Source organism: Paenibacillus sp. FSL H3-0321, from assembly GCF_038002865.1.
Classification (GTDB): Bacteria; Bacillota; Bacilli; order Paenibacillales; family Paenibacillaceae; genus Paenibacillus_AQ.
Window position 1 is genome coordinate 7,286,123 of record NZ_JBBODH010000001.1, and the last position, 26,039, is coordinate 7,312,161.

Below are 26,039 nucleotides of genomic sequence, written 5' to 3' on the forward strand. Positions count from 1 at the left end.
CTATTTTCATGGTATCGTAGAGAGGGAATTATAGGCTTGTAAATTTTAACGATAGATGGAGATTATGCAAAATGAGATATGATGTCTTAATTGTCGACGACGAGGCCGTGCTGGCGGAAACTACCTGCGAATATCTAAATATGTTTGAGGTTCAGACCGCTTATGTAACCAGTGCGGCAGAATGTGAGCAGTTTGTGCAGGAGCATGAACCGTCACTTATTCTCCTGGATATTAACCTGGGTGACAGCTCGGGTTTTGATCTGTGCAAAAAACTAAGAGGGACACTGCAGATCCCGATTCTGTTCATAAGTGCCCGTTCCAGCGACGATGATATTCTGATTGCGCTTAATATTGGCGGAGACGATTACATCCATAAGCCCTATACACTCAGTGTGCTGCTGGCAAAAGTAAAGGCTGTGCTGAAGCGGTACGGTAACAAGGATCAAGCGGAACAGCTGGCGTTTGGCCAGGTGCGGATTGATACCCAGCTCTCCCGTGTTCTCGTAAACGGAGAGGAGATCCGCTTCAAAACCATGGAGTACAAGCTGCTCTGTTATTTGGCACAGCATAAGAACCGGGTGGTGCCGAAGGAAGAACTGTTCGCCAAAGTATGGGAAGATTCGTTTACCGGTGATGGAACGCTGAATGTGCATATCCGTCACCTGCGTGAAAAGATCGAATACGATCCCAACAGTCCGCAGTATATTAAGACCGTGTGGGGAAAGGGCTATGTGCTGGAGGATAATTCGCGATGAGGTCCAGGGGGGTACTCCTGACAATGCTTGCCGTTTTTATTGCAGGAGTTGTTTTTTCGCTGTCCATCATCCCGGAAGGCATTGACATGAGGCTGGATATGGTTATGGCCAACGATGTGCTGAAGACCGTTGAGAAGAACTGGGAGCGGATTGAGCAAGGCGATTACAGCGGCGTCACGCAGCAATTCGCTGTATTGGATCAAGAGGGCTTATTGCGCTACCAATCGGCGGACGGAATGTTCACGGGGCTGAACGATGCCATCCGCAACAGGGATGCAATCCTTGACGTAACGGTGCAGGGAGTGACGGCAGGCAAGCTCATTATCCGGGAGGATTACAGCGCAAAGCACCAGCAGAACAAGCACCAGCTGACGACGGTCATCGCGGTCAGCTTTTTCATGATGCTGGTATTGGGCGGGCTTTATGTTTTTTATTTGCAGCGGGCTTTTATCTCACCCTTCAAGAAACTGCAGGGTTTTGCACGGAACGTGGCCAGGGGGAATTTGGAAGTTCCGCTCAACATGAACAAAAATAATCCGTTCGGCGTTTTCACCGAAAGCTTTGACATTATGCGTGAACAGCTCGCTGCGGCTAGGAAAAGTGAATATGAAGCCAACCGCAGCAAAAAGGAGCTGGTGGCCAGCCTCAGTCATGATATAAAAACCCCGGTTGCTTCGATTAAGGCGGTCAGCGAACTGATGCTGCTTCGCGCAATGGATGCGAAGGACATACGGCAGCTGAACATGATTAATGCCAAAGCCGAGCAGATAGATCTGATGATAACGGATATGTTTCATGCGACGCTGGAGGAGCTGCAGGAATTAAAGGTTAAAGGAACTGAGGAATACAGCAGTATCTTGGATGATATCCTGCAAAATGCCGATCTGGATAACCGGATATTTCACGACCCGATCCCGGAGTGTATGATTTATGCGGATGCGCTGCGACTGCAGCAGGTTTTTGACAACATCCTTAGCAACTCCTATAAATATGCAAATACTGCGGTAACCGTTGTTACTTACCTAACCTCCGGTTATTTACAAATCGATATTATGGATTACGGCAAAGGTGTAGACCCGGATGAGCTGCCGCTGCTGTTCAACAAATTCTACCGGGGACAAAATATTACCGGTCAGGCCGGAGCGGGACTCGGTCTTTATATCTCCAAATACCTGATGCAGGGCATGCAAGGGGAGATTGAATGCAGCAATCGTGATGGCGGTTTTACGGTAAGCCTGCGATTAAAGCTGGTGTAAACGAATTAAGGATTAGTTAAGGTTCCGGCAAAGAAGGATTAAGAATTGATTGTGTATGATAGATCTGCAGGCTACTAATGAACAAAGGATGATCCATTCATGCAGAATACAATTCTCAGAACCGAAAAATTATGTAAAAGCTTCTCTTCCGGCGGAGTACAGCAGCATGTGCTGAAAAATTTGGATATCAGCCTGATGGAAGGGGATTTCACGATTATCATGGGCAGTTCGGGTTCGGGCAAATCGACACTGCTGTATGCACTGTCCGGTATGGATAGACCGTCGCTCGGTGAAGTTCATTTCGCGAAAGCCAACATTGCCAAGCTGAGCAATGACCAGCTAGCTATTTTTCGCAGAAACCATTGCGGATTTGTCTTCCAGCAAATCTATCTGCTCGACAACATGAGTGTGCTCGACAACATGCTTGCGAGCGCTCTGCTGGTGAGCCGGAATAAGCGGGAGCTGACCGCTAAAGCGAAGCAATTGCTTAGCCAGGTAGGGCTGGAGGAGGCCACATGGGGCAAATTTCCTTCACAGCTGTCCGGCGGTGAAGCCCAGCGGGCCGGAATTGTGCGTGCGCTGATCAATGATCCCAAGATCGTATTCGCAGACGAGCCTACGGGAGCGCTGAATTCCGCATCAAGCACCAATGTGCTCGATATCATGACCCGGATCAACCGGAGCGGACAAAGCATTGTCATGGTGACCCATGATTTCAAAACGGCTTTGCGCGGGAACCGGATCCTGTACCTGCGCGACGGGATGATTTGTGGTGATCTTCGACTGGATGCTTATGACGAAGGGCAGCATCAGGCAAGGCATGACAAGCTGGATGCCTTTCTTGCTGAAATGGGGTGGTAAGATGAACGTTCTCAACCTCTCCTGGGCCAATATCAAAAAAAGAAAAGGAGCAGCCTTCTCCCTGTTCATCCTGATTTTGACGGCTTCCTTACTGCTCAATATCGGTATCACGATTGTCTCCTCAATGGGAAGGTTCTATGAGAAGAAGGCCGATGAGCTGCATGATGCGCATGCAGTGATTACGATGTCAGCCTCTCATTTTAAGCCCTCCACTGAGGATTATATTAAATCCTATGAAGGGGTAAAGGAACAGGAAACGGAACGGATTATCCTCATCCCCAAGGCTGCTTTCCGCTACGATAAAGACACCGATAATGATTTCAGTCTGCGTATTGCACTTCTGAATGCGGATAACAACCGCACCATCGCACCGCTCAAACTGGTTGAGTCTTTGCCGGCAAATGATGAGGCTGGTATCTACGCCCCCTATTCTTTGAAAGCCAGTGGAGGCTACCAGTTGGGTGATTCCTTCAGTCTTACCTATCAGAATGTGACTTACAGCTACAAGATCACCGGATTTTTCGAGTCTACCCTAATGGGCAAGCCAAATCTGGCTCTGATGAAATTTTATTTACCGGATAGCACCTACAGTGAACTTCAACACAAGCTGGGAGCTGATGCAGAGGGGATCCTCCAGTCGGCAGTGTTCAAGGACAGCAGCCAGTCTGCATCATTCTTAAGTGATTACAGCGCCGAGTTTCCGGAGCTTAACGACTCGAACGATATCAATTACTGGAGCGGTGATATCGGACAGGCCGAAAGTTCGACACTCACAATCAATATTGTCGCGATGATTCTGATTGTTTTTGCAGCCATTATTGTGGTGGTGTCGCTGATTGTCATCAAGTTCCGCATTGCAGACAGCATTGAAGAGGGAATGGTAAACATCGGTGTGCTCAAGGCACTGGGATATACGAGCCGGCAGATTTCATCCTCCTTTGCTCTGCAATTTACGCTGACCGGTCTTGCCGGGAGTGTTGCCGGTGTAGCGCTTTCCTACGCTGCGGTTCAAGCGTTCGGAGGCATCATCGCCACGCTGACGGGTCTGCGCTGGCCTGGCGGAACCCCATTAGGCAACTCGTTGCTCAGTATTGCTATCCTTATGGTGCTTGTGTGGGCAGTGGCGATGGGTTCAGCCTGGCGTGTGCGCAGACTGCAGCCGGTCGCAGCGCTGCGGGGCGGGATTCTGGCGCATAATTTCAAGCGCAATCACCTTCCATTGCATAAGGCCAAGGGAGGCCTGCAATTTCTGCTGGCCTGCAAAACAATGCTTGCCAATAGCCGCCAGAACCTGATGATTGGCTGTATTATAACGGCGATTACGGTTGCATCCGTCTTCTCGGCTGTGCTTTACTATAATATTTCCACGGATAAAACGGCCTTCTTTCAAATGACCGGTGCCGAAACACCCAATGTGGGAATTCAAGTTCAGCAGGGGCAGGACAGTGAACGGCTGCTGAAGGAGATTAGAGGGATGAACGGCGTCGAAAAAGCGATCTTTCAGGATTACCTCACGGTAACGATCAACGGTCGTCAGGTGTCGTCTGATTTCTCCGATGATTATGCGCAGATGGACAATAACACAGTGGTGAAAGGCCGCCATCCGAAATATGATAACGAAATTGTGATTACCAGCACTTTGTCCAGGCTGCTGGGGAAAAGTATCGGCGATACGATAAATGTTGATTTGGGCAAAGTGTCCGAACCATTTCTGATCACCGGCCTGAGCCAATCCTTAAGCGCAGATGCATCTCTGGCACTTGAAGGTGTGCAGCGGCTGATGCCGGGCCAACAGGCGATGTCTATTAACGTCTATCTGGATGGCACTACCTCTCCGGAGTTTATTGAAGCTGTGAAATCACAATATCCGGATATGCTTCAGTCTGTAACCAATGCCGAAAAATCCATTGCTGATCAGATGAAAGTGTATATATCGGCCATTTTCGCCCTTATGGTTGTGATTCTGGCAATTACTGTACTTACTGTTAGCTTAATTCTCTACCTGGTAATTCAGACAGGCATCCTGAAACGGAAGCGGGAACTGGGCATAATGCGTGCCTTAGGTTATACGACATTCCAATTGAGATCGCAGATAGCTATGAGCTTTCTCCCTGTAGTAACGGTGGGCGTTCTCGTCGGTACCTGCCTTGGCGGTCTTTATACCAATTCCTTACTCGAAATGCTGCTGTCCAGTGCTGGAATCGCACAGGTGAACTTTAATATACAGGCCCCGATGATCATAGGACTGGGCATAGGTCTTGTCTTGTTCTCTTACCTCATATCCATGCTGGTTTCCCGCCGGATCAAACGGATTACGGCTTATGAATTGATCACAGAGTAGACAGTTAAACTTAAACAGCCACCCGGGCATGATTTCCCGGGTGGCTGTTGTTGTATTAGGACTAGGAGAGGCGGACAAGTACCCGGCCTCTGGTATTCGATTTAAGGATGTCTTCCAATGCGGCGGGCAGCTCACTCAAGGCGATCTCCCGGTCGACCAGCTCCTCCAGCACCGCAGGCTTCAAATCACTTGCCATACGCTGCCAAATCTTCAGCCGTTTCTCCATAGGGCAGGAGACGGAATCAATGCCAAGCAGGCTTACACCGCGCAGGATAAAAGGCATCACGGTCGTCGGGACTGCCGTTCCTGCAGTTAAGCCGCTTGCGGCAACGGCGCCACCGTAGGTGATCTTGCTGAGTACCGCCGCTAGCGGGCCGCCGCCTACGGAATCAACAGCAGCCTGCCACAGCTGCTTGTCAAGCGGCTTGCCTGTACCATCGCCGACGTCTCCGCGGGAGATGACCTCGGCTGCACCCAGGGTCTGCAGATAACCGGCTTCTTCCGTTCTGCCGGTGCTGGCTGTGACCGTGTATCCTTTGTGGGCCAGCATCGCTACGGCTGTTCCGCCGACACCGCCGGTTGCGCCGGTTACCAGCAGCTTACCTTTGTCAGGCGCTGCTCCGTTATCCTCCAGCGCTTGAATCGACAAGGCAGCCGTTAATCCGGCGGTGCCGTAGATCATCGCTTCGCGCAGGGAAAGACCTTCCGGCAGCGGAAGGACCCATTCGGCAGGAATCCGGGCATACTCACTGAAGCCGCCGAAATGGGATACGCCAATGCCGTAGCTGGTGGCAATGACGGGTTGTCCTTCCCGGAACCGGCTGTCTGCTGAAGATACAACGATTCCAGACAGATCAATGCCCGGGATGAAGGGATAATTGCGGAGAATGTTTCCATTCGGAATGCTGGCTAAGCCGTCCTTATAGTTCACGCTGGAGTAGGATACCTTGATCAGCACCTCACCGGCAGGCAATTCCCCAAGTGTCACCGGTTGTACAGCTACCTTAAACGTGTCTGTTTTGTCCACAACCAAAGCTTGAAATGTTTCAGGCATGAGTTTTCGCTCCTGTTCTTCTACGATCTGTGATAGGTAAGTCAGTTATATAATATTTATTCTGACCGGTCAACTTTTTTAGTGCTATGATATTAAGTACATAACTGTCTAATCGTGGAGGTCCAATGGTACGCTACAAGAAATCCGAAGAGAAACGCAAGCAGATTCTGTACGCAGCCTTTCAGGCGCTGACAGAAAGCGGCTATGATTCCGTGACCTTGCAGACCATCGCAGATCATGCCGAAGTCAGCAAAGGGGTCGTGCATTATTATTTCGAGAATAAGGAGGCTGTGCTGGTTGAACTGCTGGCATGGCTGACAGGTAAAATATCGGCGAAAGAGCAGTCGGCGGTGCAGGAGCAGCATACGGCAACGGGCAAGCTTGCCGCCTATATTGATTCGGCGTTTGCCGGTCCCGCACAAAACCGTTCATTTTACCGGGTGTACCTCGATTTCCTGGCCCGGGCGAGCCGGATTCCCGTGTACCGGGAAATCAACCAGCGCTTCTATGACAGCTGTGCAGCCATCAGCACCGAAGTGCTGAACCTGGGCCAGGAGGAAGGGATATTCTCCAGGGAGCTGACCCCGGACAAGACCTCGCCGGTGATCCGTGCAATAATCGATGGTTGTCTGATCCAGTGGCTGATGACCGATGACGATGACCTTCATGCCACTTTCAAAGAATCCTGTTATACAGCAATTATGAAGGTGCTGAGTGTCTGAACCCTTGTGCAGTAAATGACAGGCGCTCACACAGTAAATGTGGGGCCAACAGTTCCATGGGAAAGTTTCTTTTGTACATTCTGTGAACTGTAGTATATTGGTCATAGAACGCTTTGAGAAGGAGGCTTACTCTATGTCCATTGCGACAACGATGATTATCCGTTTGGAAATCCGTAAATCGGTTGCATCTTTTGGCGATGTTGCTTCAGCGCTTGCTTCAGCGGGCGGGGATATTGTGGCCATTGACGTCATCCGTGCAGGCAAGGATGTGACGACAAGAGATATTACCGTAAACGTCCAGGATGCGGGCAATAAGGAGATTATTACGATACTGTCGAACATGCCGGGGATTAAGGTTATCAATGTATCCGACCGGACGTTTCTGGCCCACCTTGGCGGGAAGATTGAGATCACACCCAAAATGCCGATCAAGAACCGGGAGGATCTGTCACTGGTGTATACACCTGGTGTTGCCCGCGTCTGCATGGCGATTGCCGAGGATCCGGGTAAAGCCTATTCGCTGACGATGAAAAGAAACACGGTTGCTGTCGTCACCGACGGAACTGCGGTACTCGGCCTCGGTGATATCGGACCGCAGGCGGCCATGCCGGTCATGGAGGGCAAGGCGATGCTCTTTAAGCAATTGGCAGATATCGACGCGTTTCCTTTATGCCTGGACACCAAGGATACGGAGGAAATCATCGCGATTGTGAAAGCGATTTCTTCCGGTTTCGGCGGCATCAACCTGGAGGATATCAGCTCACCCCGCTGCTTCGAAATTGAACGGCGCCTCTCCGCCGAGCTGGATATCCCCGTGTTTCATGACGATCAGCATGGCACGGCAGTTGTTGCTTTGGCAGGACTGTTAAATGCTTTGAAAGTGGTGGACAAGCAAATCGCTTCCTGCAGAATTGTCGTGGTCGGCATCGGAGCAGCCGGCGTCTCCATCTGCCGCCTGCTGCTGGCAGCGGGAGCCCGCAGCATTTATGCCGTTGACCGGGAGGGGATTCTCAGCAGAGAGCAAGCTTACGGGAATGCCGAATGGCGCTGGCTGGCGGATAATACCAATCCTGAGGGTTTAAGCGGCGGATTGACGGAGGCGCTCCAGGGGGCGGATGTGTTTATCGGTGTATCCAGCGGAGGCATTCTGAACGTCAGCCACCTGCAGAGCATGGCCGAGGATAACATCGTCTTTGCCATGGCGAATCCCAATCCGGAGATCGAGCCTGAACTGGCAGAACCGTATGCCCGTGTACTGGCGACCGGAAGAAGCGATTATCCGAACCAGATCAACAATGTGCTCTGTTTTCCGGGAATTTTCCGCGGAGCGCTGGATTGCAGGGCAAGAGAGGTGAATCTGGAGATGAAGCTGGCCGCAGCACAGGCCATTGCTTCGGTTGTACAGGAGGACGAGCGGAATGAGCAGTATATCATTCCGAGTATTTTTAATGAGAAAGTGGTGGAGCAGGTACGGCTGGCAGTGATCAAGGCAGCTATCACCACCCGTACGGCGCGCCGTATTCCTCCGGATATTTCGGACTGAGGTCACCAAAGAGCAAGCGAAAAACCTGCGGCCACAGCGGCCTCGCGGGTTATTTGCTTTGCGTCCGCTTCAATATTTGCCGCCGGGGAGTGAAATGTGCCGCTGTATCTTTTATGTGAAAAATTATACAATTATAAATAATCATTACATGTTCAGGAGGAGCCATGTTCAGCAGGATACATATTATGGGGGCTTCCGGATCCGGCACCACCACGCTCGGCCAGGCGCTGGCAGAGAAGCTGCCGTATGTGCATCTGGATAGCGACGACTATTTCTGGGAGCACAAATTCACTAAGCAGAGTGACAAAACGCAGAGACTGGCTGCAATCAAGCGGGATTTGGATCATGCCGGACCATGGATACTTTCCGGGGCTGTCTGTGGCTGGGGAGATGAACTTCGCGCTTATTTTGACCTGGTAATCTTTCTGTGGATTCCACCGGAGCTCCGGCTGGATCGCTTAAAGGCAAGAGAATATGAGCGGTATGGGAAGGAAAGCCTGCCGGGTGGGAGCAAATTTACAGATATGCAGGTTTTTTTGGAATGGGCCGCTTTATATGATACGGCAGGTGTGGAGGTCAGAAGCAGAACACTGCATGAGGAATGGATGTCTGAGCTGGGCTGTCCGGTACTGCGGTTAACAGGGGAAATGTCGGTAGATGAACGTGTGGAGGCTGTGCTGAGCTGTCTGTCCAGTCAAAGCTAAGGAGAGAAAGAGCGTGGTAAGAAGGAGCCGTTTGAGCTGCGGGTTATGGGATGACGGTTTATAGGATCAAGGTGTGTACTGCGAAAGTCAAAAGTTGAATGTAATCATGGGGAGTGTATAAGATGTACAACCGGGGGATTGCTTGTTGTCTTGGTGTGGTTCTGGCTGCTGTGGTGTTTGCCGGCTGTGGTGTCGACCAGAAACAGAAGGATGTGTATGGCAACAACAAGGTGATCGTGCAGAGCGGAGACAGTCTTACTTACAAGGATCGTATAGGTGAAGTGACTGCACAGGATGCCGAACTTACGTTTACCGGCTTCTATGGATCGGATACTTTGTGGAGCATTGAGGCAGCGGAGGAAGGCAAGCTTGGCATCGAGTTTGAGCAGGATATCACCAAAGGAAAGTTTAAAGTCGTACTCATAACTCCTAAAGAGGAAACGGTAGTCATTGCCGAAGGCAGCACTGAAGGTTCGGTGGAACTGCCGCTTATCCAAGGAAACAGCCGGATTAAAATTGTCGGAAACAAAGGCAAGGGCAATGTGAACCTTCATCTGACAGCTGGAAAAGGAATTGAAGTCGATACCGTCGATTCAGGCGGGTGGTAGACGGTGAAATTCGGATTGGTCAGACATTTCAAAGTAGATGCTCCGCCGCTGCAGGGCTGGGTGAGCGGCCGTCAGTTCAATGAATGGGTGAGATTGTATGATGCAGCGGATATCCGGACCGTGGAGTGGAATCAGCCTGCAGAACTGTGGGATCATTGCCTGTGCAGTGATCTGCCCAGAGCGGTGGACACGGCCCGCAGCATTTACTCAGGCGGCATTACATTCACGGAGCAGCTGAGAGAAATTGGAGTGGCTGCGGTTAGTGTATCGGGTCCCAGGCTGCCGGTACCCTGGTGGCTGGCTCTCGGACGTCTGTCCTGGATATTCGGTCACCGCTCCCAGCCAGAGAGCAGGCGGACAACCAGTCAGCGCGTGAAAGCGGCTGTCGATCTCCTGGAGTCAGTACCGCAGCGCTCCGGTGTGCTGATCGTCACGCATGGCGCTTTTATGAAGCAGCTGGAGCGGGAATTGCGGCGCAGATCCTATCAAGGGAAGCGGATGGGACATCCGCGAAATGGGCAGCTTTATACATATGAGAAGGTAGAAAACTAAATGAAAGCGGGATGCATAAAATGGTCACCATTAAGGAAATTGAAGCGGATTCTCTTGAGGCATTAAATGAGCTGTACAGTGAATTGATAGGCCATAGAACAGATCAAGTGAAGCTGGTTGAAGCTTTTAACAGGGTAAAGGCAGATAGCCGGTACATCTTGCTCGGCGCATACGTGGACGGGGAACTGCTCGGCTCCTTGATGGGGATCGAATGCCAGGATCTCGTCGGAGACTGCCGGCCGTTTATGGTGATCGAGAATGTAGTCGTATCCTCCCGCACCAGACGCCAGGGTCTCGGCAAAAAGCTTATGACTGCCATTGAGCAAGCCGCCCACGAGAGAAACTGCTATTACATTATCCTCGTCTCCGGTGAGCAGCGTAAGGAAGCGCATGTCTTCTATGAGTCGATGGGCTACCGGGATGAAAAGGTAGAAGGGTACCGCAAGCATCTAAGCTCACATTAACATGAGGGAGGGAGGGCTGTGTGGGCATGTTTTGAATTTATCTTCAAAAACCGAAAAGACTCCGACCTCTATAGGCGGAGATGAATCGGCGGTTTTTAACTATTCAGCGAACATACGTGCTATACTGTAAAAAATACTACAAAAGGGGGTGTCGCACATGATCGTTCATCAAGCGTATAAATACCGCATCTACCCGAATACCGAGCAACAGCAACTCATTCGTCAAATGTTTGGCTGCTGCCGCTTTGTGTTCAATCATTTCCTGGAAGAGTGGAACCAAACCTATGCCGAGACAGGCAAAGGGTTGTCCTATCAGCCCTGTGCGACACAGCTCCCTGTCCTAAAAACCCAATATGACTGGCTCAAAGAAGTCGATAGTATTGCTTTACAGTCCGCCGTTCGGCATGTGGCAGATAGCTTTGACCGCTTTTTCAAAAAGCAAAATCAAGCGCCTCGCTTCAAAAGCCGGAAGCATCCAGTACAAAGCTACACCACGAAATTCACGAACGGAAATATCGCCATTGAAGGCAACCGGTTGAAGCTTCCCAAGCTCGGCTGGATGCGTTTCGCCAACTCCCGGAAGCTGGAGGGTCGTATACTGTCCGCTACGGTACTGCAAAACGCCAGCGATAAGTATTTTGTCTCTCTGGTTTGCGAGGTCGAAAAGACCCCACTCCCACAAGCAGATGCGCATATCGGCATTGACTTGGGGCTTAAGGAATACGCGGTGTGCTCAAGCGGCGAGCATTTTGCCAACCCCAGGTTTTACCGTCAATACGAGAAAAAGCTTGCGCTGTGGCAGCGGCGTTTGGCGAGACGCACACCAGGGGGCTCCAACTGGAAGAAAGCCAAGAAACACATTGCTTGTATTCACGAACACATTGCAAATTCCCGGAAGGATTTTCTCCACAAGATGACAACGAAGCTGATCCGTGAGTGCCAAACGATCAGCATCGAACAGCTGCGTGTGGCGAATATGATTCAAAATCCCAAACTCTCCAAGTCCATCGCTGATGCGTCCTGGGGCGAATGGGTGCGACAACTCACGTATAAAGCATCCTGGTATGGACGAACCCTCCGGGTTGCCGGCACCTTCGAGCCGACCAGTCAGCAGTGCCACGTATGCGGCATGATCCATCCCGAAGTGAAGAACCTCTCGATTCGAGAATGGACATGTGTAGCTTGCGGAACACACCATGATCGGGATGAAAATGCGGCTCATAATATCAAACAGGTAGCGGTATAGCTATTACCTATAAAAATAAAAACGTAGAACTGCGAGAACGCAGGGATCGCTTGCCCATAAGAGGAGGTTGCTCCTCTGTTCGCAAGAATCCACCCCTTCAAGCGTCAGCTAAGTGGTGGAGATTCAACTTTGATGCAATCACAGATACTCTCTGGGAAAACCGCAAGAAGCGAAAGAAGAATTAAGAATATCCCGCCAGCCTGCAGAGGCTGGTTTTTTTCGCTTAGGCATAGAAAAAACGACTCCAATATGGGGCCGTTAATCATTACGTTTGTTGATTTTTACTTTTTTGCTGACTTCATCATTAAACCTACGATGACTGATAATATTGCATAAACTATCGCCCAAATGAAAAAGGACTCATTGAAGACGGTAAAAGTTAGTGCTGTGAAAACAATAAAAGTTAATAACGGCATTACGAACCATCTTCTAATCAACATAAAACCAACAATTGAAGTGACTATAACGATTATAGGACAGATTACAAAAACCAAAAGCAACGGATTCACTCCTCAATATAAAATATTCTATAATTATATACTTTTTCCTGGAAGATGCTGTATGACAAGTATAATTATTTTTTCCATGCCATGCCGGTTCTGCTATATGTTAAACTGTCTGCAAGTGTGATGAATTTAACATTATTGGAGGGGTTGGATGGAGACGTTTTTCCGTTATAACTGGATGGTTCGCGAGCAGTGGTACAAATGGTGTGAGGAGATACCGGAAGAGGAACTGCTGAAGCCGCGTACAGGCGGCGTTGGCGGGATATTGAAGACGCTGTTTCATATTGCTGATGTAGAGTGGAGCTGGATCATGGTGATGGAGGGCAAGCCGGATTTTCAAGAGGATTTCGCCCGGTACAGCAACCTTCAAAAGGTACGGGAGCTGGATGCAAAGTTTCGTCCCGAGGTGGAAGACTTTGTGCTGGCCTGGCATGAAGGTCTGGAGCGGAATGTTTTTGCAGATGAGCGCAGTGACGGCTCAGTGGTTACCGATGCCTGGGGCGAAATTATGCGCCATGTTATCGCTCATGAAATTCATCATACCGGGCAGCTCTCCGTCTGGGCCAGAGAGCTCGGGAAGCAGCCTCCTTCTGCCAATGTGATCGGCAAAGGGCTAGCGGACAGCCTGCCGGGCTTATGGAATTGAACTTAAACTCTGAAAGTCCGTCCGCTCATCGCCCCCTTCGGCCACTGGAATGACCAGGCCAACTGTCCTTGGAGGCTCTACAGCTCCGGCGGGAACCATAGATGGCGCAGGTCGACCCAGCCCTGGCTGTTGAAGGTTACACCTCGCACGGATGGAAGGTAAGCCGTTTCGGTGGGCTTTTCGTACAGGATATGCAGCTGATGATCGCGGATCAGGCTGTCTTCGATGATCTTGAAGCCCTCGGCTCTGGCCTGGAAATGCGGCTCACGGGAAATGAGGCTTAGCCGGCCTTCGATATCGGCCCGGGTACGCGGCTCGATATGCTGCGCAAGCGTCAGATACAGGTCGAACAGCCGGAGCTGTTCATCCTGATCACGGAGCAGGGAGAAAACAATCAGGTCGGCTTGCAGGCGGACCGGGCCTTTGAATTCCTCCGGGGAGACGGTCAGTACCGTGCAGGTATAACCCTGGCGCTTCAGCCTTGCGGCAACGGATTCGGCATCACCGGAATATTGCGGGATCGTGGCAATTTGCAGCGCTACCGGATGAGGCTCTGGCTGCTGTGGTCCATGCGTCTCCACATCCGCGTTCAAACAGGATACAATGTCTGCCCGAAGAAGGGGATCGCTTAGCGGTCCTTTTTTTTTCGTATTGAAGGTCACAAATTTCCGCACAGAGGACTCGGAATGAATCCGGCTCCAGGCCGAAGGGTCAGAGACAGAAGGATTCGTAACAATGTGGAAGCCGGAGCTTGTCTCCGGAGAAGAATTACTTATCCCCCACGGTACATAGAGAATTTCCACCCGGTCCAGATGGGCGCGGCCCTGAAAATAATACGGGAATACCTCCAGTACGCAGGAATCCTCATGCATCTCCGCTACCTTGAACGGTCCGGTGCCTGCCGGTCTGCGCCCGAAGCTGCTCTCACCCTGGCTTTCCAGATCTCTTGGAACGACAGCTGCCCGGCTCGTGCACAGGAAAGGCAGGAAGAGCTCATTGGGTTTCTTGAGCAGAAATCGCACCGTGGTAGCGTTCAGGGCTTTCACTTCCTGAATCTCTTTGAAAATAGAGTTGTACAGCATCCGGTGCGACGAAGTCATCATCCGTTCGAAGGAATAGACCACATCTTCGGCAGCCAGCACCTTGCCATGATGGAAGAAGACATCCTTGCGCAGATGGAATGTCCAGCTGGTGCGGCTGTCATCTACATCCCAGGCATGGGCGAGCCCGGGAAGGATGTCGTCCCGTTCACCGCCGCGTCCAACCAGCCCGTCGAACACATGGCTGGACACGAAGGACTCCGCCAATAAATTCATGTACAGCGGATCAAAGGTATGGAGCTGCTGGTTGACCGGCAGCCGTAAGCTGTCAATCCGTTTGTCGCTGCGGATCTCGAAGTGATGGCCGAAGTAGGACATCAGCCAGCCCTGCAGGGAATCCTGCAGCGAGGAGGAACGGGCATGTCCGCGGATGCCCTCCATGGCGCTGCGGATATCTCTGCTGCTGATCGCCTGCTTCATGGATTGCAGGGCGATTGTCTCGGAATCCGTGAGAAACTTCAGGGAGGACCGGCGGCCCCGCCCCCGGCTGGGCGTCCAGACGATCCAGCCCTGCTCCGACATTTTATTGATAACATGCAATGCATTGCGGTGGGTGCAGCCCAGAGTTAAAGCCAGTTCATCAAGGGTGACCAAGATTTCCGCCGCCCCCCCATGATGGGAGTGCAGCTTCAGAAATTGGCTGTGCAGTTTCATTGTCGGCTCTTCCTTTCTTAAAATAGGAAATATAAACTCATTTCTTTCTCTTTTTCTTCTTATTTTATCAGCTAAAATTGGGATAAGAAAGCAAGAAAATGGGGGGATTTACCATGGGGGATGAAAATACGGTTACAGCAATGCGGCCGCTTTACGCATTAATTGCTGCATTTCTGCTGGCTGACGTGCATCAGTATCTGTTCTACGGCCAGAAGGCAGGCGTTTCTGTACCGATTTTTGTATGCCTGCTCTATATCTTTGTACTTTATGTTGCCAAGGATAGGTTGCGTAAGAACACGTGGTTCAGCTATGTTTGGCTGGGAGCGATATTTCTGCTCTCCTTGACATACGCACTGTTTGCAAACTGGTTTTTCTTCGGGCTGAATTTCCTGGTGATTCCGGCGCTGATTTTCTTACATATGACCTATATGCTGAGCTATCGCGTTCCGTCTTGGAGCAGGTTAGCACTGATTGGGGCTGCGGCCGAGCACTTTTTTGCCCAGAGCCTGCGGCATTGGTCTACGGTGTTTAAGATTATCCAAAAAGCAGGAGGCAGGAATCTGCAAGGGGAGCGCAAGCAGGTGCTGGTCAAAGTGCTGGTTGGACTGCTCATCTCCTGCCCGCTGCTGCTGATTGTAATCTCACTGCTCTCTTCAGCCGACGGTGTATTTCATGAGATACTGGCGGACGTACCGGCGCTGCTGGAGCGGATCTCATTCAGTGAGGGCTTAGCCCGTGTCTTATGGATCATTCTGCTCGGAATGGGACTGTTCGGTTTTGCCCAAGGGTTCGCCGATCCTAAACACTATGACTGGAGCGTGCCGCCACTGGACGGCGAGCCGGTCCGTGAACCCTTTACCTTTTCCATTGATCCGGTAATTATCACCACAATCCTTGTGTCGATCAATACCGTGTATGTGTTGTTTGTAAGCGTGCAGTTTTCATATTTGTTTGGTGCATGGGATGGGGTTTTGCCGGAAGGCAGCACGTATGCTGATTATGCCCGGAGCGGATTTTTTGAGCTGATTCTGGTTACAGCCATCAACTTTGCGATTTTGCTCTTGTCGCTGCTGTCCGTAGGGGAAGTGAAGAAAACGCTGAAAAAGATGATTAACATCCTGCTCTATACCTTGGTCCTGTGCTCCATGGTCATGTTGTATTCTGCCTACTCCCGTCTGGCGCTGTATGAGGAAGCGTACGGCTACACCTATATCCGCTTTCTCGTGCACGCCTTTATGATCTTTCTCGGTTTGCTGCTGGTCATTGCGGCGGTGCGGATTAGCCGGGTGAACTTCCCGCTGGCCAAATGTTATATAGTGCTCGGTCTGCTTGCGTACGTGCTGATGAATTATATTGGGATGGACGGGATCATTGCCGGCAGAAATATGGAACGGTATGAGGCCAGCGGCAAGCTGGATGCTGCCTATTTGAGCGGATTGTCCTGGGATGCGGTCCCGAAGCTGATTGAATTCAGCAAGAAAGAGAATGGGCTGCTGGAACAGAACCTGCGTGACAAATGGCAGAACAACACAACTGCTGAACAAGAATGGCCGTCCTTCAATGTATCCAAACACCGGGCGCAGCAGGCTCTGGAGCGATATTTTACGGAATAGACGCTTTATTTTGAAATCGGGGACGGGTTATACTCTACTATATATTGTGGTACATTGAAGCCAGCATGAGGTCAAGGAGGAAGCACGGAATGAACACAATATTGGATCTTGAGGCTGTCCGTACACTGGCCGGGAAGAACGGGCTGGAAGAGATGTTCAGCACTGAGGTCATTGAAAGAATGGAGCTGCGGCGGTACGGCGACGGGGAGGCGGTCTGCTCGGTCGGAGACCGGCTGGAGAGCATGTTCATCCTAGTCCAAGGGAAGCTCAAAATCCACACGCTGCTCCCCAACGGAAAATCGATGCTGGTGCGGTTTGCCAAACCGATGTCCGTGATTGGGGACGTGGAGCTGCTGCGGCAGTATCCGGTTAAAAATGAGGTGGAGTCCGTCGGCGACAGCCTGCTGCTGGTGGCCGGCAGAAAGCTGCTGCTGAAAGAAATGGAAGAGAACACGGCGCTGCTGCGTTTCCTGGTCGGAGAGCTAAGCCATAAGCTGTATACGCTCGGTCAGACCTCCGCGCTGAATCTGCTCTACCCGGTGGAGAACCGGTTTGCCAGCTATCTGATGTCCATGTTCGCGGACAGCGTCGGCGGGCATCGTGTGGAGGAGCTCCGCACAGCAAGTCTTACGGAGACGGCGGATTTGCTCGGAACGAGCTACCGCCATCTGAACCGGATTGTGCGGCGGTTCATTGAGGATGGCATCATTGAACGCAGACAGGGCCGTTTGAGTGTGCTGGATGAAGCTAAGCTGGCCCGGCTTGCGAACGGGAATTTATATGAATAAACGGGATTGGAGAGAGCGGAATGGCATTGGAATGGGTTGTTTTGAATCTGTCAATAAAACGGTAGTACAAGCAAATCGCTTTTCGGTGATTTGCTTAATGTACAGTTATCCTCTGATTTGACAAGGACATCATCTTCGATACGCACTCCGCCAACCCCTTGAAAATATAATCCCGGCTCGATCGTCATAATGGTATGCTCTGCAAACTTATGCTCCGACCGGGAGCTGATATAAGGGGCTTCATGAATGTCCAATCCGATGCTGTGACCGGCGCCATGGGTGAAATGGGCATTCATTCCTTCACGGATAAAGGGAGCCCGGATGATCGAATCCAGCTCCTTGCTTTTCATTCCGGAACGGATTGCGCGAAGTCCTGCTTTTTGTGCCTCCAGCACCAGATAATAACTATCGTCAAGTCGTGAATCTGGCTGACCTACGGCAATGGTTCGGGTGATGTCGGAAACGTAACCCTCGTAAGTTGCTCCAAAATCTAAGATCACCGTGTCGCCCCGCTCGATTTCTTTATGGCTGGCCTCACCGTGGGGATAGGAGGAGCGGATACCGGATGCCACGATGGTGGGGAAGGCCGTCTTCTCCGTTCCGCTTCATGAAGTATTCCATTTCTGTCGCCACATCGAGCTCGGTAACTCCCGGACGAATGTAGTTGAGAATATGCATAAAGGTCTTATCAGCTATACGTACGGCTTCCAGGGTACTTCGAAGCTCTTCTTCATCCTTGACCTCGCGGAATTTCTCCACCCAGCCTGTTACAGCCCACGTGTCCGCTTTGACCAAGGATTTGAACTGTCGTTACGATTGATAAAATTGCTGATCATTTCAAATACAACAAAAGCTATCTGTCGAGAATTTACAAAGAGAATACCGGGATCGGAATCTCCGAGCAAATCATTACCTTTCGATTGAAGCATGCCAAAAAGTTGCTAACGGAAACAGATTTGAGCATTGTGCAAATTGCCTCGGAGGTGGGTTACGAGGATTCAAAATATTTCATGCGTTTGTTCAAAAAATATGAGAGCATCACCCCCACCCAATACAGGAAAACATTTTTTAACAAGCATTACAATAAAAAATGAAGAGAGCCATAGTTGTGTTGTCCACTTAACCTAATACTCGGGAAGAGCTAAAGATATATGATCCGCTGGGCTATTCCTTTTTCGACTCAATCTATCCTGACCGGGCATTCCCGAAACCCTGGAGCAGCACGTCCAATAAGTTTTCCGTTCAAGACCTGCTGCCTGCTGCGGAGTGAAAACGAGCAAATATAGTTAAACAAAGTGGAAAATCCCAATTAAGTGAGCTGGTTAAAGTGCATGAGTTTGTAGTACGAGGGAAAAAGGGCTGTTTTGTACAAATCACGATAGAAGAGGCATTCGATTTTCCGAACATGACAAGCCATTTTGGTGGATATGATGTTAGAGGAATTGTAGAAATTAAGAGTGGGAACTATTACCTCAAGGGTCAGTTGTGGTTCTCAACAGGTGAAGTGTACCAGTTCTACGATCAGTTGATACGGTGTATGGCTGATTTAGACGGGATTGCAGCATTGATAAATTCTGAAGTGAACCTAAAGCTAGAAGTTAAGTTTAACAAGCGAGGGCAGGTCATCATTGAAGGTTACTTCAAGGAGTTTGCACACGAGGGCAATGAGTTAATATTTGAAATCGAAAGCGATCAAAGCTTTTTTGTGGAGACGCTCGACGGATTGAAACAAATCGTTAACCACTATGGGGATATGAAAGGAATATGTCCTAAGTAGCCATTAAACTAACGGGCAGGATAGTTAAAAGACCGAAAGACTGATTTTATAAGCAAATCTGTAATAACACTCTCCTTTTAGCTATTTTTTTCCCGTATAAGGACATTTGGAACAAGACGAGTATAAATTAGTTCCCCAATAAGCTCTACGACGATTGTTTGCGTTACGATCACAGCTGACACTAGCGCATTGATAGGTTCCGTAAGAGCCAGTGCAACGGGAAGAACGACAAGGGAGTTACGAGTTCCAGCACTAAAAATAAGAGCGCGCCCTGCCCCTGTATCTAGACGGAATATACGAGAAACGATAGAGCAATAATCGGTATAATAATCATACACCCTATATATACAGGAATCACTTGGGCAATAAAATTAAAAGAGGTGTAAAGTTTAGCAATTTGAGAAGCAATGACAACAAATTGAGTTACTGCCATTAAAGGCACAGGGAGCCATACTGCATCATCAAGGAGTCATTCCCCACGAGGTTGCTGTCTTGCCCACCACTGTGAAAGTAAAGCAAGAACCAAAGGTAACACAATAAGTCCAAAAAATGCTTCGAGAAACGGTCCAACACTCACAATATTTGCCGTCTGAGTACCCATAAAAAGCCAAAGATAAATGGGCAATAGAATTTATTTTTTTAAAACCACCTTAAAGGAGGAATGAACAGATGATTAAAAACCTAAAAACCAAGTTTTCCTGCGAGATGCGCTTCAAATTACGATGGTCTTCATTTCTGCCGGCGACGATTCTGGCCATGGCTGCAGCATTTGTCATCGTGCTACCCGTATGGGCGGACAAATCTGAAGCCCTCGCTACATCTGTTAAAAACGACATTAACATCACGATTAACGGAAAAGTGGTAAAGACGAAAACACCTTCTTTCCTAGACCAAGGTGCGGTTTATCTGCCTGTCCGGGATATCGGGGAACTGCTCGGAACCTTGGTGTCCTGGAACACACAGGCCAAAACGGTGACGATGAGGTATCCGGAACTCACGGTAAAAATTCCCTTCGGCTCGACCAGCGCAGCCGTAAATGGGCAGCCAGTCGCTCTGTCCACGCCCCTCCGAATGGTTGATGGGCGTGTGTATGTACCGCTGCGCTTTTTCTCGGAGGCTGTTGGAGCAGAAGTTAAATGGGAGGCGGCCACACATAACGTACGCATGACGAAGCCGAACGATTACCTCAAGCTGAACCCGTTTGCGATATGGTTGAATCATACGACCCATGACCTGTATATGGGCAAAGACGAACAGTCCGATGTACTTTCTATCGGCAAGTTGGATGCGCAGTTGCAGGGTACGGTTTTTGTTCAGCCTAGCAAGCAAGGTAAGAATACGGTGCTGACATTAGTGGACAGATTTGCAAGTCCCCATCCTCATTATGAAGTCTACACTCTTCTGATCCGCGATAACCGGATCGTCGAGCAGAAGCATGCGTCGTATGACCAACGGTATGAGCCAAATACGTCGTATTATCAGGTCTATGATCCAAACGGCTGGATTGATTATACGGTGCTGACGGACGGCAAGATCGTGTTGGTATATAACGATGATGGGAAAGTCGTCTCAACGTATGATCTGGCGGAGCTGACCCAGCAGGACGACGTGTTCGGCGTCCAGGCTGTGGGTACCGATTTTCTGGTAGTCCGACCCAACCGCAGCGGCCTGCTGACACTTATCGACCTGAAAGACAACTCTACTGTGGTCCTGGCAGATAAGCTCCTGACAGGAAAAGATTTGGCATATGCCCATGACAACCAGACGCCATATCCTGGGGATTCGTTGAGCTTTGGTGGGGACGTGGGGCACGGCGTTTTGGATTTCGATTATCTCAGTCCGTTCCAAAACAACAACAGCCAATCAGAACGACTGTCCTACGAACGACCGTCTTATGAAGAAGAACGAAAGGCGCTTCCCAAGGAGCGCAGCTTTCAGGAGATGGCATCCTCATGCTCTACCGATACGGTCGTGTCTGTAGATATTCAGGATGGGGATCTCATGTATAAACCGCTGATCGGAACGAATAAACAGGATCAGGAAGGGATCCGTACGGTTTGCCGCATCCTAAGGAAAATCACCGCAGAAGGCGTTGAAGTTACGCTGCCTCGGACATTTCCGGTAACGTTCTTCCATGGAATGTCAGTAAATTTTTCTACCGGCGATTCGGTCAGCATTTACAGAGCATCCGGGGATAAGCTGGCCATGGGTTCCGAGCTTGGTGGAAAAAACATATTTCTTAGCAATGCCCAAACCATCAAGGAGTTTGAGCGCCTGAAAGTACTGCCTAAGCAATGAATGATCTGGATATATGTTGGAGCCCTACAGTACTCCGAATAAACGATCGCCTAAACAAGCCGGGATTTGTCCGGCTTGTTTTTTTATGGTCGATTTAGAGGGAAATAATCAAAACCCTGTATGTAAAAATAGGACATCCGAGTAATTCAGATTATGATATTGCCATTCCTGCTCATCGATAACGGACTTCTCTACGCGGTTTTGGCCAAATTGGTATGCTTGGATCGCAGGCGGCTACAAGAACCGCGGCTTCTTGTGATCGGCTGCTTTTTCTAAACTAACGGGCAGGATAGTTTAAGATTATCCGCGGTGAACCGTATCACAAATAGAGGCAAGTTTTCTCGCTTATGAAATGTTAATATGAGTAGTAAGATATAAGTTTTTTGGACGCCAAAAAGGAGGAAACGTAAAATGAGCCAAAAGCATGGAATAGACATGCTCGAGGAGTTGCGTTCTGAACTAATCGGATATTGTTATCGGATGATGGGGTCCATTTTTGAAGCGGAAGATGCGGTGCAGGATACGCTGCTTCGCGCTTGGCAGAACTGGGACCAGATTAGGCAGAATTCTTCCCGTAAAGCTTGGATGTATCAGATTGCCACTAATGTTTGTTTGGATAGGTTAAGGAGTGCAAAGCGTCGGGCACTTCCGATGGATCTCTCAGAACCCGCGTCTATTATTATGGAACCAAGGGACAGCTTGCCCCGAAGTTCGTGGATCTGGCCGGCCCCCGATAACGTTGGTGACCCGGCCAATATCGTGGTTAGCAGAGAAACCATTCGATTATCTTTTGTTGCGATCCTGCAAATATTGCCGCCCCGGCAACGCGCCGTACTGATCCTGCTTGATGTCTTCCGATGGTCGGCGAATGAGGCAGCGAATGCGATGGGGATGACCACGGCAGCCGTCAACAGCGCTTTGCAACGGGCTCGCTCGACGATCGCTCGGTCGAATCTTCGGTCCGAAGAATTACAAGGGGGAGATGTTCAGGCAGATCAACAAGTGCTTGCAAGTTATATGGAAGCTTTCGAACAGTACGACATCGATGCATTGTTAGCATTATTCCACGAGAACGGTAGCTTGTCGATGCCGCCATTTAAGATGTGGGTTCGTGGCAGCTCTAATCTGTCTTCATTCTACAATACAACACGCAGCCATTGTTTGGGTTCCAGATTGCTGCCGATTCGGGCTAACGGGGATAGTCCAGCTTTTGCTCAGTATGTACCCACCGGAAGGGATGGGCTGCTGGCTCCGTGGAGCATTCATATTCTAGAGATAGAACAGGATAAGATCGCTCATATCCATTATTTCATTGACTCCGATTTATTTGTTCGATTTGGATTGCCTACAGGTTTGGACGCGAAGCAGGATTTTTCAATATAGCGATGAGTTTACGGTGGCCGGATCGTCTATACTTATGAACCACATTGAATCAAATCAAAATTTAAGGAGGAACAATCTTATGACGGTAAAACTTACCCCTTATATTACTTTGGAGGGCCGGGTAAAGGAAGCAATTCAATTTTATGAACAAGCCATCGGTGCAGAAATCCTCTCCATGGTGACTTACGGTGAAATGCCGGACATGCCTGGTACGTTCACTGACGATCTGAGTAATCTTGTAGCGCACGCCAAGTTAAAGGTCGGAGTAACGGAACTCATGTTATCGGATGCTCCAGGCGGTTCGCCTAGTGAAAACGGGAAACGGGTCACCATCTGCATTACAACGAATGAAGTAGAAGAATCAAAACGGATTTATGAAGCCTTGCGGCAAGAAGGTCAGGTCAATATGCCGTTTAAAGAAGAACCTTTCAGCCCTGGGTTTGGCGATGTAACGGACAAATTCGGCGTGACTTTTCAAATTTATACTGAAATTGAAGACTAAATTACGGATAAAGAGTTGCACAAGATGATGGTGCGACTCTTTTTTTTGTAAAGCTTGGATTTGTGTCGAAACCATCCGTGTTGTGCATAGTCGATTAAATCTTATTGTTGGGCATCGGCCCAAGCGCCCTTTCCGCGAATGCATATGATGATTATGCCTAATCATTGAAAGGAGCGATCACATATGGGGTTTTTTCCAACACCGGGGACCGGCGGAGGATTTCCGGGGTTCCCGGGCGGACCTGGCGGACCTGGCGTGCCGGGAGGACCGGGGCTTCCGGGAGGTGCACCGGGAGGCGTTCAAGCGCCGACGGCTCCTCCACCGCAATTCGTACCGCAAATGCCAGCTACCGCTTTTGCCATCGACCCCGGGGGAATCAGACGATGCCTGTTCCGTAACACATACATTTGGCTGAACAACGGCGAGCAATTCTGGTTCTTCCCGGTATTCGTCGGGCGTAATTCTATTGCAGGGTTCAGATGGACTGGTTTCTTCTGGGCGTACTTCGGCATTGATTTGAATCGGATTAGCTCGTTCACATGCTTCTAAGGCAGATAACAAAGAGAACAGCCTGCGGCTGTTCTCTTTGTTGTGCTAACGGATACGATTGTTGAACAAAGCGAGGGAAAAGAAAGAGCCATTCCACAAAAGGATGGCCCTAAAACTTGCCGTTAGAGACAGCGCGGTGAACCGTACCCTAAGTGACGCAAAATTTTGGAGTAGACATTGAACAGATTCTTATCCATAGATATATAAAGATTTATTGCTCTGGTCTACTGGAGGATGGCAGCGACGAAAAAAAGCCCCTTCAGAATAAAAGGGCTTTTTCCGCTCGAGATCTGAAATATGCTAAGCTCAAAGTTTTGTTCGTTCCGCCAGTTTCGTAATCGATTCGATGTCATGATCGGTTAAGTGATTGAGGAAGTGTGTCCGGATGGCCTTCGATACAATGGGAAGAGTCTCATTCAAGGCGGAGTGCCCGGCGGACGTAATGAGAACTTGAACACCACGCTCCGTGTCTAATGGTTTCCTTAGAACAAGGCCCCTTTTTTCCATCCGCGTCAAGTGGTGAGATAGCCGAGTCTTATCCCAGCCCATCGAGTCGGCAAGTTCTTGTTGGCGCATCTGGCCGTCCCTCGATTGGGCCAAACGATCCAAAATTCCAAAGTCCCCCTCGGACAGTCCGGTCTGATCGGACATATCTTTGACCACACGTCCAAAGATCCGCTTAAAGGAGCCCTTCCACATATTCCATATTTGCATTTCATCATCGTTCAGTTCGTTAGTCTCCATAGGCATATCATAACACGGTTGACACATCAACCACAAGATGGTAAAGTGACCCTAGGTTGACGTGTCAACCAATAAAGATAAAGGATTGGTGAAGCTCAATGGAATATGTGAGACTTGGCAGAACGGGATTGGAAGTTTCAAGGCTAAGCCTTGGAGGGATGAGCTTCGGAGTGCCGGAGCGCGGAAACACACCATGGGCACTGAATGAAGAACAAAGCAGACCGATTATTAAAAAGGCGGTTGAGTTGGGAATCAATTTCTTTAGTAGCGCGAATATGTACTCCGACGGAACAGGAGAAGAAATTCTCGGCCGTGCATTAAAGGATTTCTCCCGTCGCGATGAAGTCGTAATTGCCACGAAGGTGTTCGTTCCAATGCGCAAAGGCCCGAACGCGATGGGCCTCTCCCGCAAAGCGATCATGGCCGAAATTAATAAAAGTCTGTTACGGCTTGGGACAGACTACGTTGATTTGTACCAAATCCACCGTTGGGATTCTAATACGCCGATTGAAGAGACCATGGAAGCCCTTCACGATTTGATTAAGGCGGGCAAAGTCAGATACATTGGAGCATCCTCTATGCTGGCATGGCAATTCGCGAAAGCCCAGCATGTCGCGGAACGTAATGGCTGGACACGATTCGTCTCTATGGAAAATAGACTTAACTTACTTTATCGGGAAGAAGAAAGAGAAATGCTCCCCCTTTGCAAAGATGAGGGAGTGGGCGTCACCCCTTACCTGCCCATGGCTGCGGGGCGCTTAACCCGGGATTGGAATGAACAGACCTCAAGATCCGAGAAAGACCAGGTTGCAAAGGTTTTGTTTGCAAGAACGGAAGAGGCGGACCGCAAGGTTGCGGAAAGAGTGGCAGAGGTTGCCCGGAATCGGGGGCTTCCACGCGCACAAATTGCCCTTGCTTGGGTGCTGCAAAAAGAAGAGGTCACAGCCCCGATTATCGGTTCGACCAAGATCAGCCATCTCGAGGATGCCGTTTCAGCGTTGTCGGTCAAATTGACACCTGAAGAAATTACCAGCCTAGAAGAGCTCTATGTACCGCATCCCCTTGTATAAATCGTGTAATACCTAACCATTCGTAGCGAAGAGAGTCCTAAAAAGGGACTCCTTTCGCTTTTAAGGTGTTACGGGGAACTGTAACATATGAATTAGAACAGGCAATTGAACTAAAGGGAAACGATAGCTCCATAACAATAAGGCAGCCGAGAACATCGGCTGTCTGTTCAATTAACGTACAGTTACACGTAAGGTTATGATAGAATATGTCTTTCTTTTAAGGAACAATCCTAATTCTAATAGTATTAAACCAATGTTATCTGCATTAAAGTTTAAATCGTTGTACTGTATGCTAGAATGGAG

Annotated in this window: 24 protein-coding genes and 2 pseudogenes; 21 read left to right on the forward strand and 5 right to left on the reverse strand. The window is 49.7% G+C overall.

Annotated elements, in window-relative coordinates; genetic code table 11:
• Window positions 1-71: 71 nt before the first annotated feature.
• From MHI45_RS32145 to MHI45_RS32160, 4 genes are all read left to right on the forward strand, one after another.
• Entirely contained in the window at window positions 72-755 is a 684-nt protein-coding gene (locus MHI45_RS32145; RefSeq protein WP_076113034.1) for a response regulator transcription factor, read from the forward strand.
• Window positions 752-2,011 (forward strand): HAMP domain-containing sensor histidine kinase, encoded by a 1,260-nt coding sequence (locus tag MHI45_RS32150; RefSeq protein WP_076113035.1) that lies wholly within the window; start codon window positions 752-754, stop codon window positions 2,009-2,011. Before MHI45_RS32145 ends, MHI45_RS32150 begins: the two co-directional genes overlap by 4 nt.
• Window positions 2,012-2,110: 99 nt before the next feature.
• Window positions 2,111-2,872: an ABC transporter ATP-binding protein gene (locus MHI45_RS32155; RefSeq protein ID WP_076113036.1), complete on the forward strand. Its 762-nt coding sequence runs from the start codon at window positions 2,111-2,113 to the stop codon at window positions 2,870-2,872.
• A 1-nt stretch (window position 2,873) separates the two neighbouring features.
• Complete coding sequence (locus MHI45_RS32160) at window positions 2,874-5,213, forward strand: ABC transporter permease (protein WP_076113037.1); 2,340 nt, start codon at window positions 2,874-2,876, stop codon at window positions 5,211-5,213.
• Window positions 5,214-5,274: 61 nt separating this feature from the next.
• On the opposite strand, the gene MHI45_RS32165 is transcribed toward MHI45_RS32160, so the two are convergent.
• On the reverse strand, window positions 5,275-6,267 hold the full coding sequence (locus tag MHI45_RS32165; RefSeq protein ID WP_076113038.1) for an acrylyl-CoA reductase family protein: 993 nt from the start codon (window positions 6,265-6,267) through the stop codon (window positions 5,275-5,277).
• A 125-nt stretch (window positions 6,268-6,392) separates the two neighbouring features.
• On the opposite strand from MHI45_RS32165, the gene MHI45_RS32170 reads away from it, so the two are divergent.
• The 7 genes from MHI45_RS32170 (at window position 6,393) to tnpB (ending at window position 12,106) form a co-directional block, all read left to right on the forward strand.
• A complete protein-coding gene (locus MHI45_RS32170) occupies window positions 6,393-6,989 on the forward strand; it encodes a TetR/AcrR family transcriptional regulator (RefSeq protein ID WP_076113039.1) in 597 nt (198 codons plus the stop codon).
• A 133-nt stretch (window positions 6,990-7,122) separates the two neighbouring features.
• A complete protein-coding gene (locus MHI45_RS32175; RefSeq protein ID WP_076113040.1) occupies window positions 7,123-8,532 on the forward strand; it encodes an NAD-dependent malic enzyme in 1,410 nt (469 codons plus the stop codon).
• Window positions 8,533-8,696: 164 nt separating this feature from the next.
• Window positions 8,697-9,236 (forward strand): AAA family ATPase, encoded by a 540-nt coding sequence (locus MHI45_RS32180; RefSeq protein WP_076113041.1) that lies wholly within the window; start codon window positions 8,697-8,699, stop codon window positions 9,234-9,236.
• A gap of 122 nt (window positions 9,237-9,358) precedes the next feature.
• Window positions 9,359-9,844 (forward strand): hypothetical protein, encoded by a 486-nt coding sequence (locus MHI45_RS32185; RefSeq protein ID WP_076113042.1) that lies wholly within the window; start codon window positions 9,359-9,361, stop codon window positions 9,842-9,844.
• Window positions 9,845-9,847: 3 nt separating this feature from the next.
• A complete protein-coding gene (locus MHI45_RS32190) occupies window positions 9,848-10,396 on the forward strand; it encodes a histidine phosphatase family protein (protein ID WP_076113043.1) in 549 nt (182 codons plus the stop codon).
• A gap of 20 nt (window positions 10,397-10,416) precedes the next feature.
• Entirely contained in the window at window positions 10,417-10,860 is a 444-nt protein-coding gene (locus MHI45_RS32195; protein WP_076113044.1) for a GNAT family N-acetyltransferase, read from the forward strand.
• Window positions 10,861-11,017: 157 nt separating this feature from the next.
• Window positions 11,018-12,106 (forward strand): IS200/IS605 family element RNA-guided endonuclease TnpB, encoded by a 1,089-nt coding sequence (gene tnpB / locus MHI45_RS32200; RefSeq protein ID WP_341159870.1) that lies wholly within the window; start codon window positions 11,018-11,020, stop codon window positions 12,104-12,106.
• Window positions 12,107-12,387: 281 nt separating this feature from the next.
• On the opposite strand, the gene MHI45_RS32205 is transcribed toward tnpB, so the two are convergent.
• Window positions 12,388-12,615 carry a DUF2651 family protein gene (locus MHI45_RS32205; RefSeq protein WP_076114540.1) on the reverse strand — a complete coding sequence of 76 codons (228 nt, stop codon included), beginning with the start codon at window positions 12,613-12,615 and terminating at the stop codon, window positions 12,388-12,390.
• 148 nt (window positions 12,616-12,763) lie between these two features.
• Between MHI45_RS32205 and MHI45_RS32210 the strand changes: the two genes are divergently transcribed.
• Complete coding sequence (locus MHI45_RS32210) at window positions 12,764-13,258, forward strand: DinB family protein (protein WP_076114541.1); 495 nt, start codon at window positions 12,764-12,766, stop codon at window positions 13,256-13,258.
• A 77-nt stretch (window positions 13,259-13,335) separates the two neighbouring features.
• Here MHI45_RS32210 and MHI45_RS32215 read toward each other — a convergent pair whose 3' ends face one another.
• Window positions 13,336-15,012, reverse strand: coding sequence for an ABC transporter substrate-binding protein (locus MHI45_RS32215; RefSeq protein ID WP_341118598.1), 1,677 nt, complete (start codon window positions 15,010-15,012; stop codon window positions 13,336-13,338).
• Between the two features lie 113 nt (window positions 15,013-15,125).
• Between MHI45_RS32215 and MHI45_RS32220 the strand changes: the two genes are divergently transcribed.
• A complete protein-coding gene (locus tag MHI45_RS32220) occupies window positions 15,126-16,625 on the forward strand; it encodes a DUF4153 domain-containing protein (protein WP_076114543.1) in 1,500 nt (499 codons plus the stop codon).
• 89 nt (window positions 16,626-16,714) lie between these two features.
• Window positions 16,715-17,413, forward strand: a complete 699-nt coding sequence (locus tag MHI45_RS32225) for a Crp/Fnr family transcriptional regulator (RefSeq protein WP_076114544.1) — start codon at window positions 16,715-16,717, stop codon at window positions 17,411-17,413.
• Between the two features lie 50 nt (window positions 17,414-17,463).
• On the opposite strand, the pseudogene MHI45_RS32230 reads toward MHI45_RS32225, so the two are convergent.
• A pseudogene (locus MHI45_RS32230) lies at window positions 17,464-18,091 on the reverse strand (M24 family metallopeptidase).
• Between the two features lie 146 nt (window positions 18,092-18,237).
• Between MHI45_RS32230 and MHI45_RS32240 the strand changes: the two are divergent.
• From MHI45_RS32240 to MHI45_RS32265, 6 genes and pseudogenes are all read left to right on the forward strand, one after another.
• The gene (locus MHI45_RS32240) at window positions 18,238-18,507 is read left to right on the forward strand and encodes a helix-turn-helix domain-containing protein (RefSeq protein ID WP_256718297.1); all 270 of its coding nucleotides are present in this window, start codon (window positions 18,238-18,240) and stop codon (window positions 18,505-18,507) included.
• A 233-nt stretch (window positions 18,508-18,740) separates the two neighbouring features.
• Window positions 18,741-19,190: a WapI family immunity protein gene (locus MHI45_RS32245; protein WP_076114546.1), complete on the forward strand. Its 450-nt coding sequence runs from the start codon at window positions 18,741-18,743 to the stop codon at window positions 19,188-19,190.
• A gap of 669 nt (window positions 19,191-19,859) precedes the next feature.
• On the forward strand, window positions 19,860-21,488 hold the full coding sequence (locus MHI45_RS32250; protein WP_076114547.1) for a copper amine oxidase N-terminal domain-containing protein: 1,629 nt from the start codon (window positions 19,860-19,862) through the stop codon (window positions 21,486-21,488).
• A 408-nt stretch (window positions 21,489-21,896) separates the two neighbouring features.
• A pseudogene (locus MHI45_RS32255) lies at window positions 21,897-22,871 on the forward strand (sigma-70 family RNA polymerase sigma factor); the annotation flags it as partial.
• Window positions 22,872-22,950: 79 nt separating this feature from the next.
• A complete protein-coding gene (locus MHI45_RS32260) occupies window positions 22,951-23,373 on the forward strand; it encodes a VOC family protein (protein WP_076114664.1) in 423 nt (140 codons plus the stop codon).
• Window positions 23,374-23,556: 183 nt separating this feature from the next.
• Window positions 23,557-23,922, forward strand: coding sequence for a collagen-like protein (locus MHI45_RS32265; protein ID WP_340898907.1), 366 nt, complete (start codon window positions 23,557-23,559; stop codon window positions 23,920-23,922).
• A gap of 306 nt (window positions 23,923-24,228) precedes the next feature.
• Here MHI45_RS32265 and MHI45_RS32270 read toward each other — a convergent pair whose 3' ends face one another.
• A complete protein-coding gene (locus tag MHI45_RS32270) occupies window positions 24,229-24,666 on the reverse strand; it encodes a MarR family winged helix-turn-helix transcriptional regulator (protein ID WP_076114639.1) in 438 nt (145 codons plus the stop codon).
• A 98-nt stretch (window positions 24,667-24,764) separates the two neighbouring features.
• Between MHI45_RS32270 and MHI45_RS32275 the strand changes: the two genes are divergently transcribed.
• Complete coding sequence (locus tag MHI45_RS32275) at window positions 24,765-25,736, forward strand: aldo/keto reductase (protein ID WP_076114638.1); 972 nt, start codon at window positions 24,765-24,767, stop codon at window positions 25,734-25,736.
• Window positions 25,737-26,039: the final 303 nt, after the last annotated feature.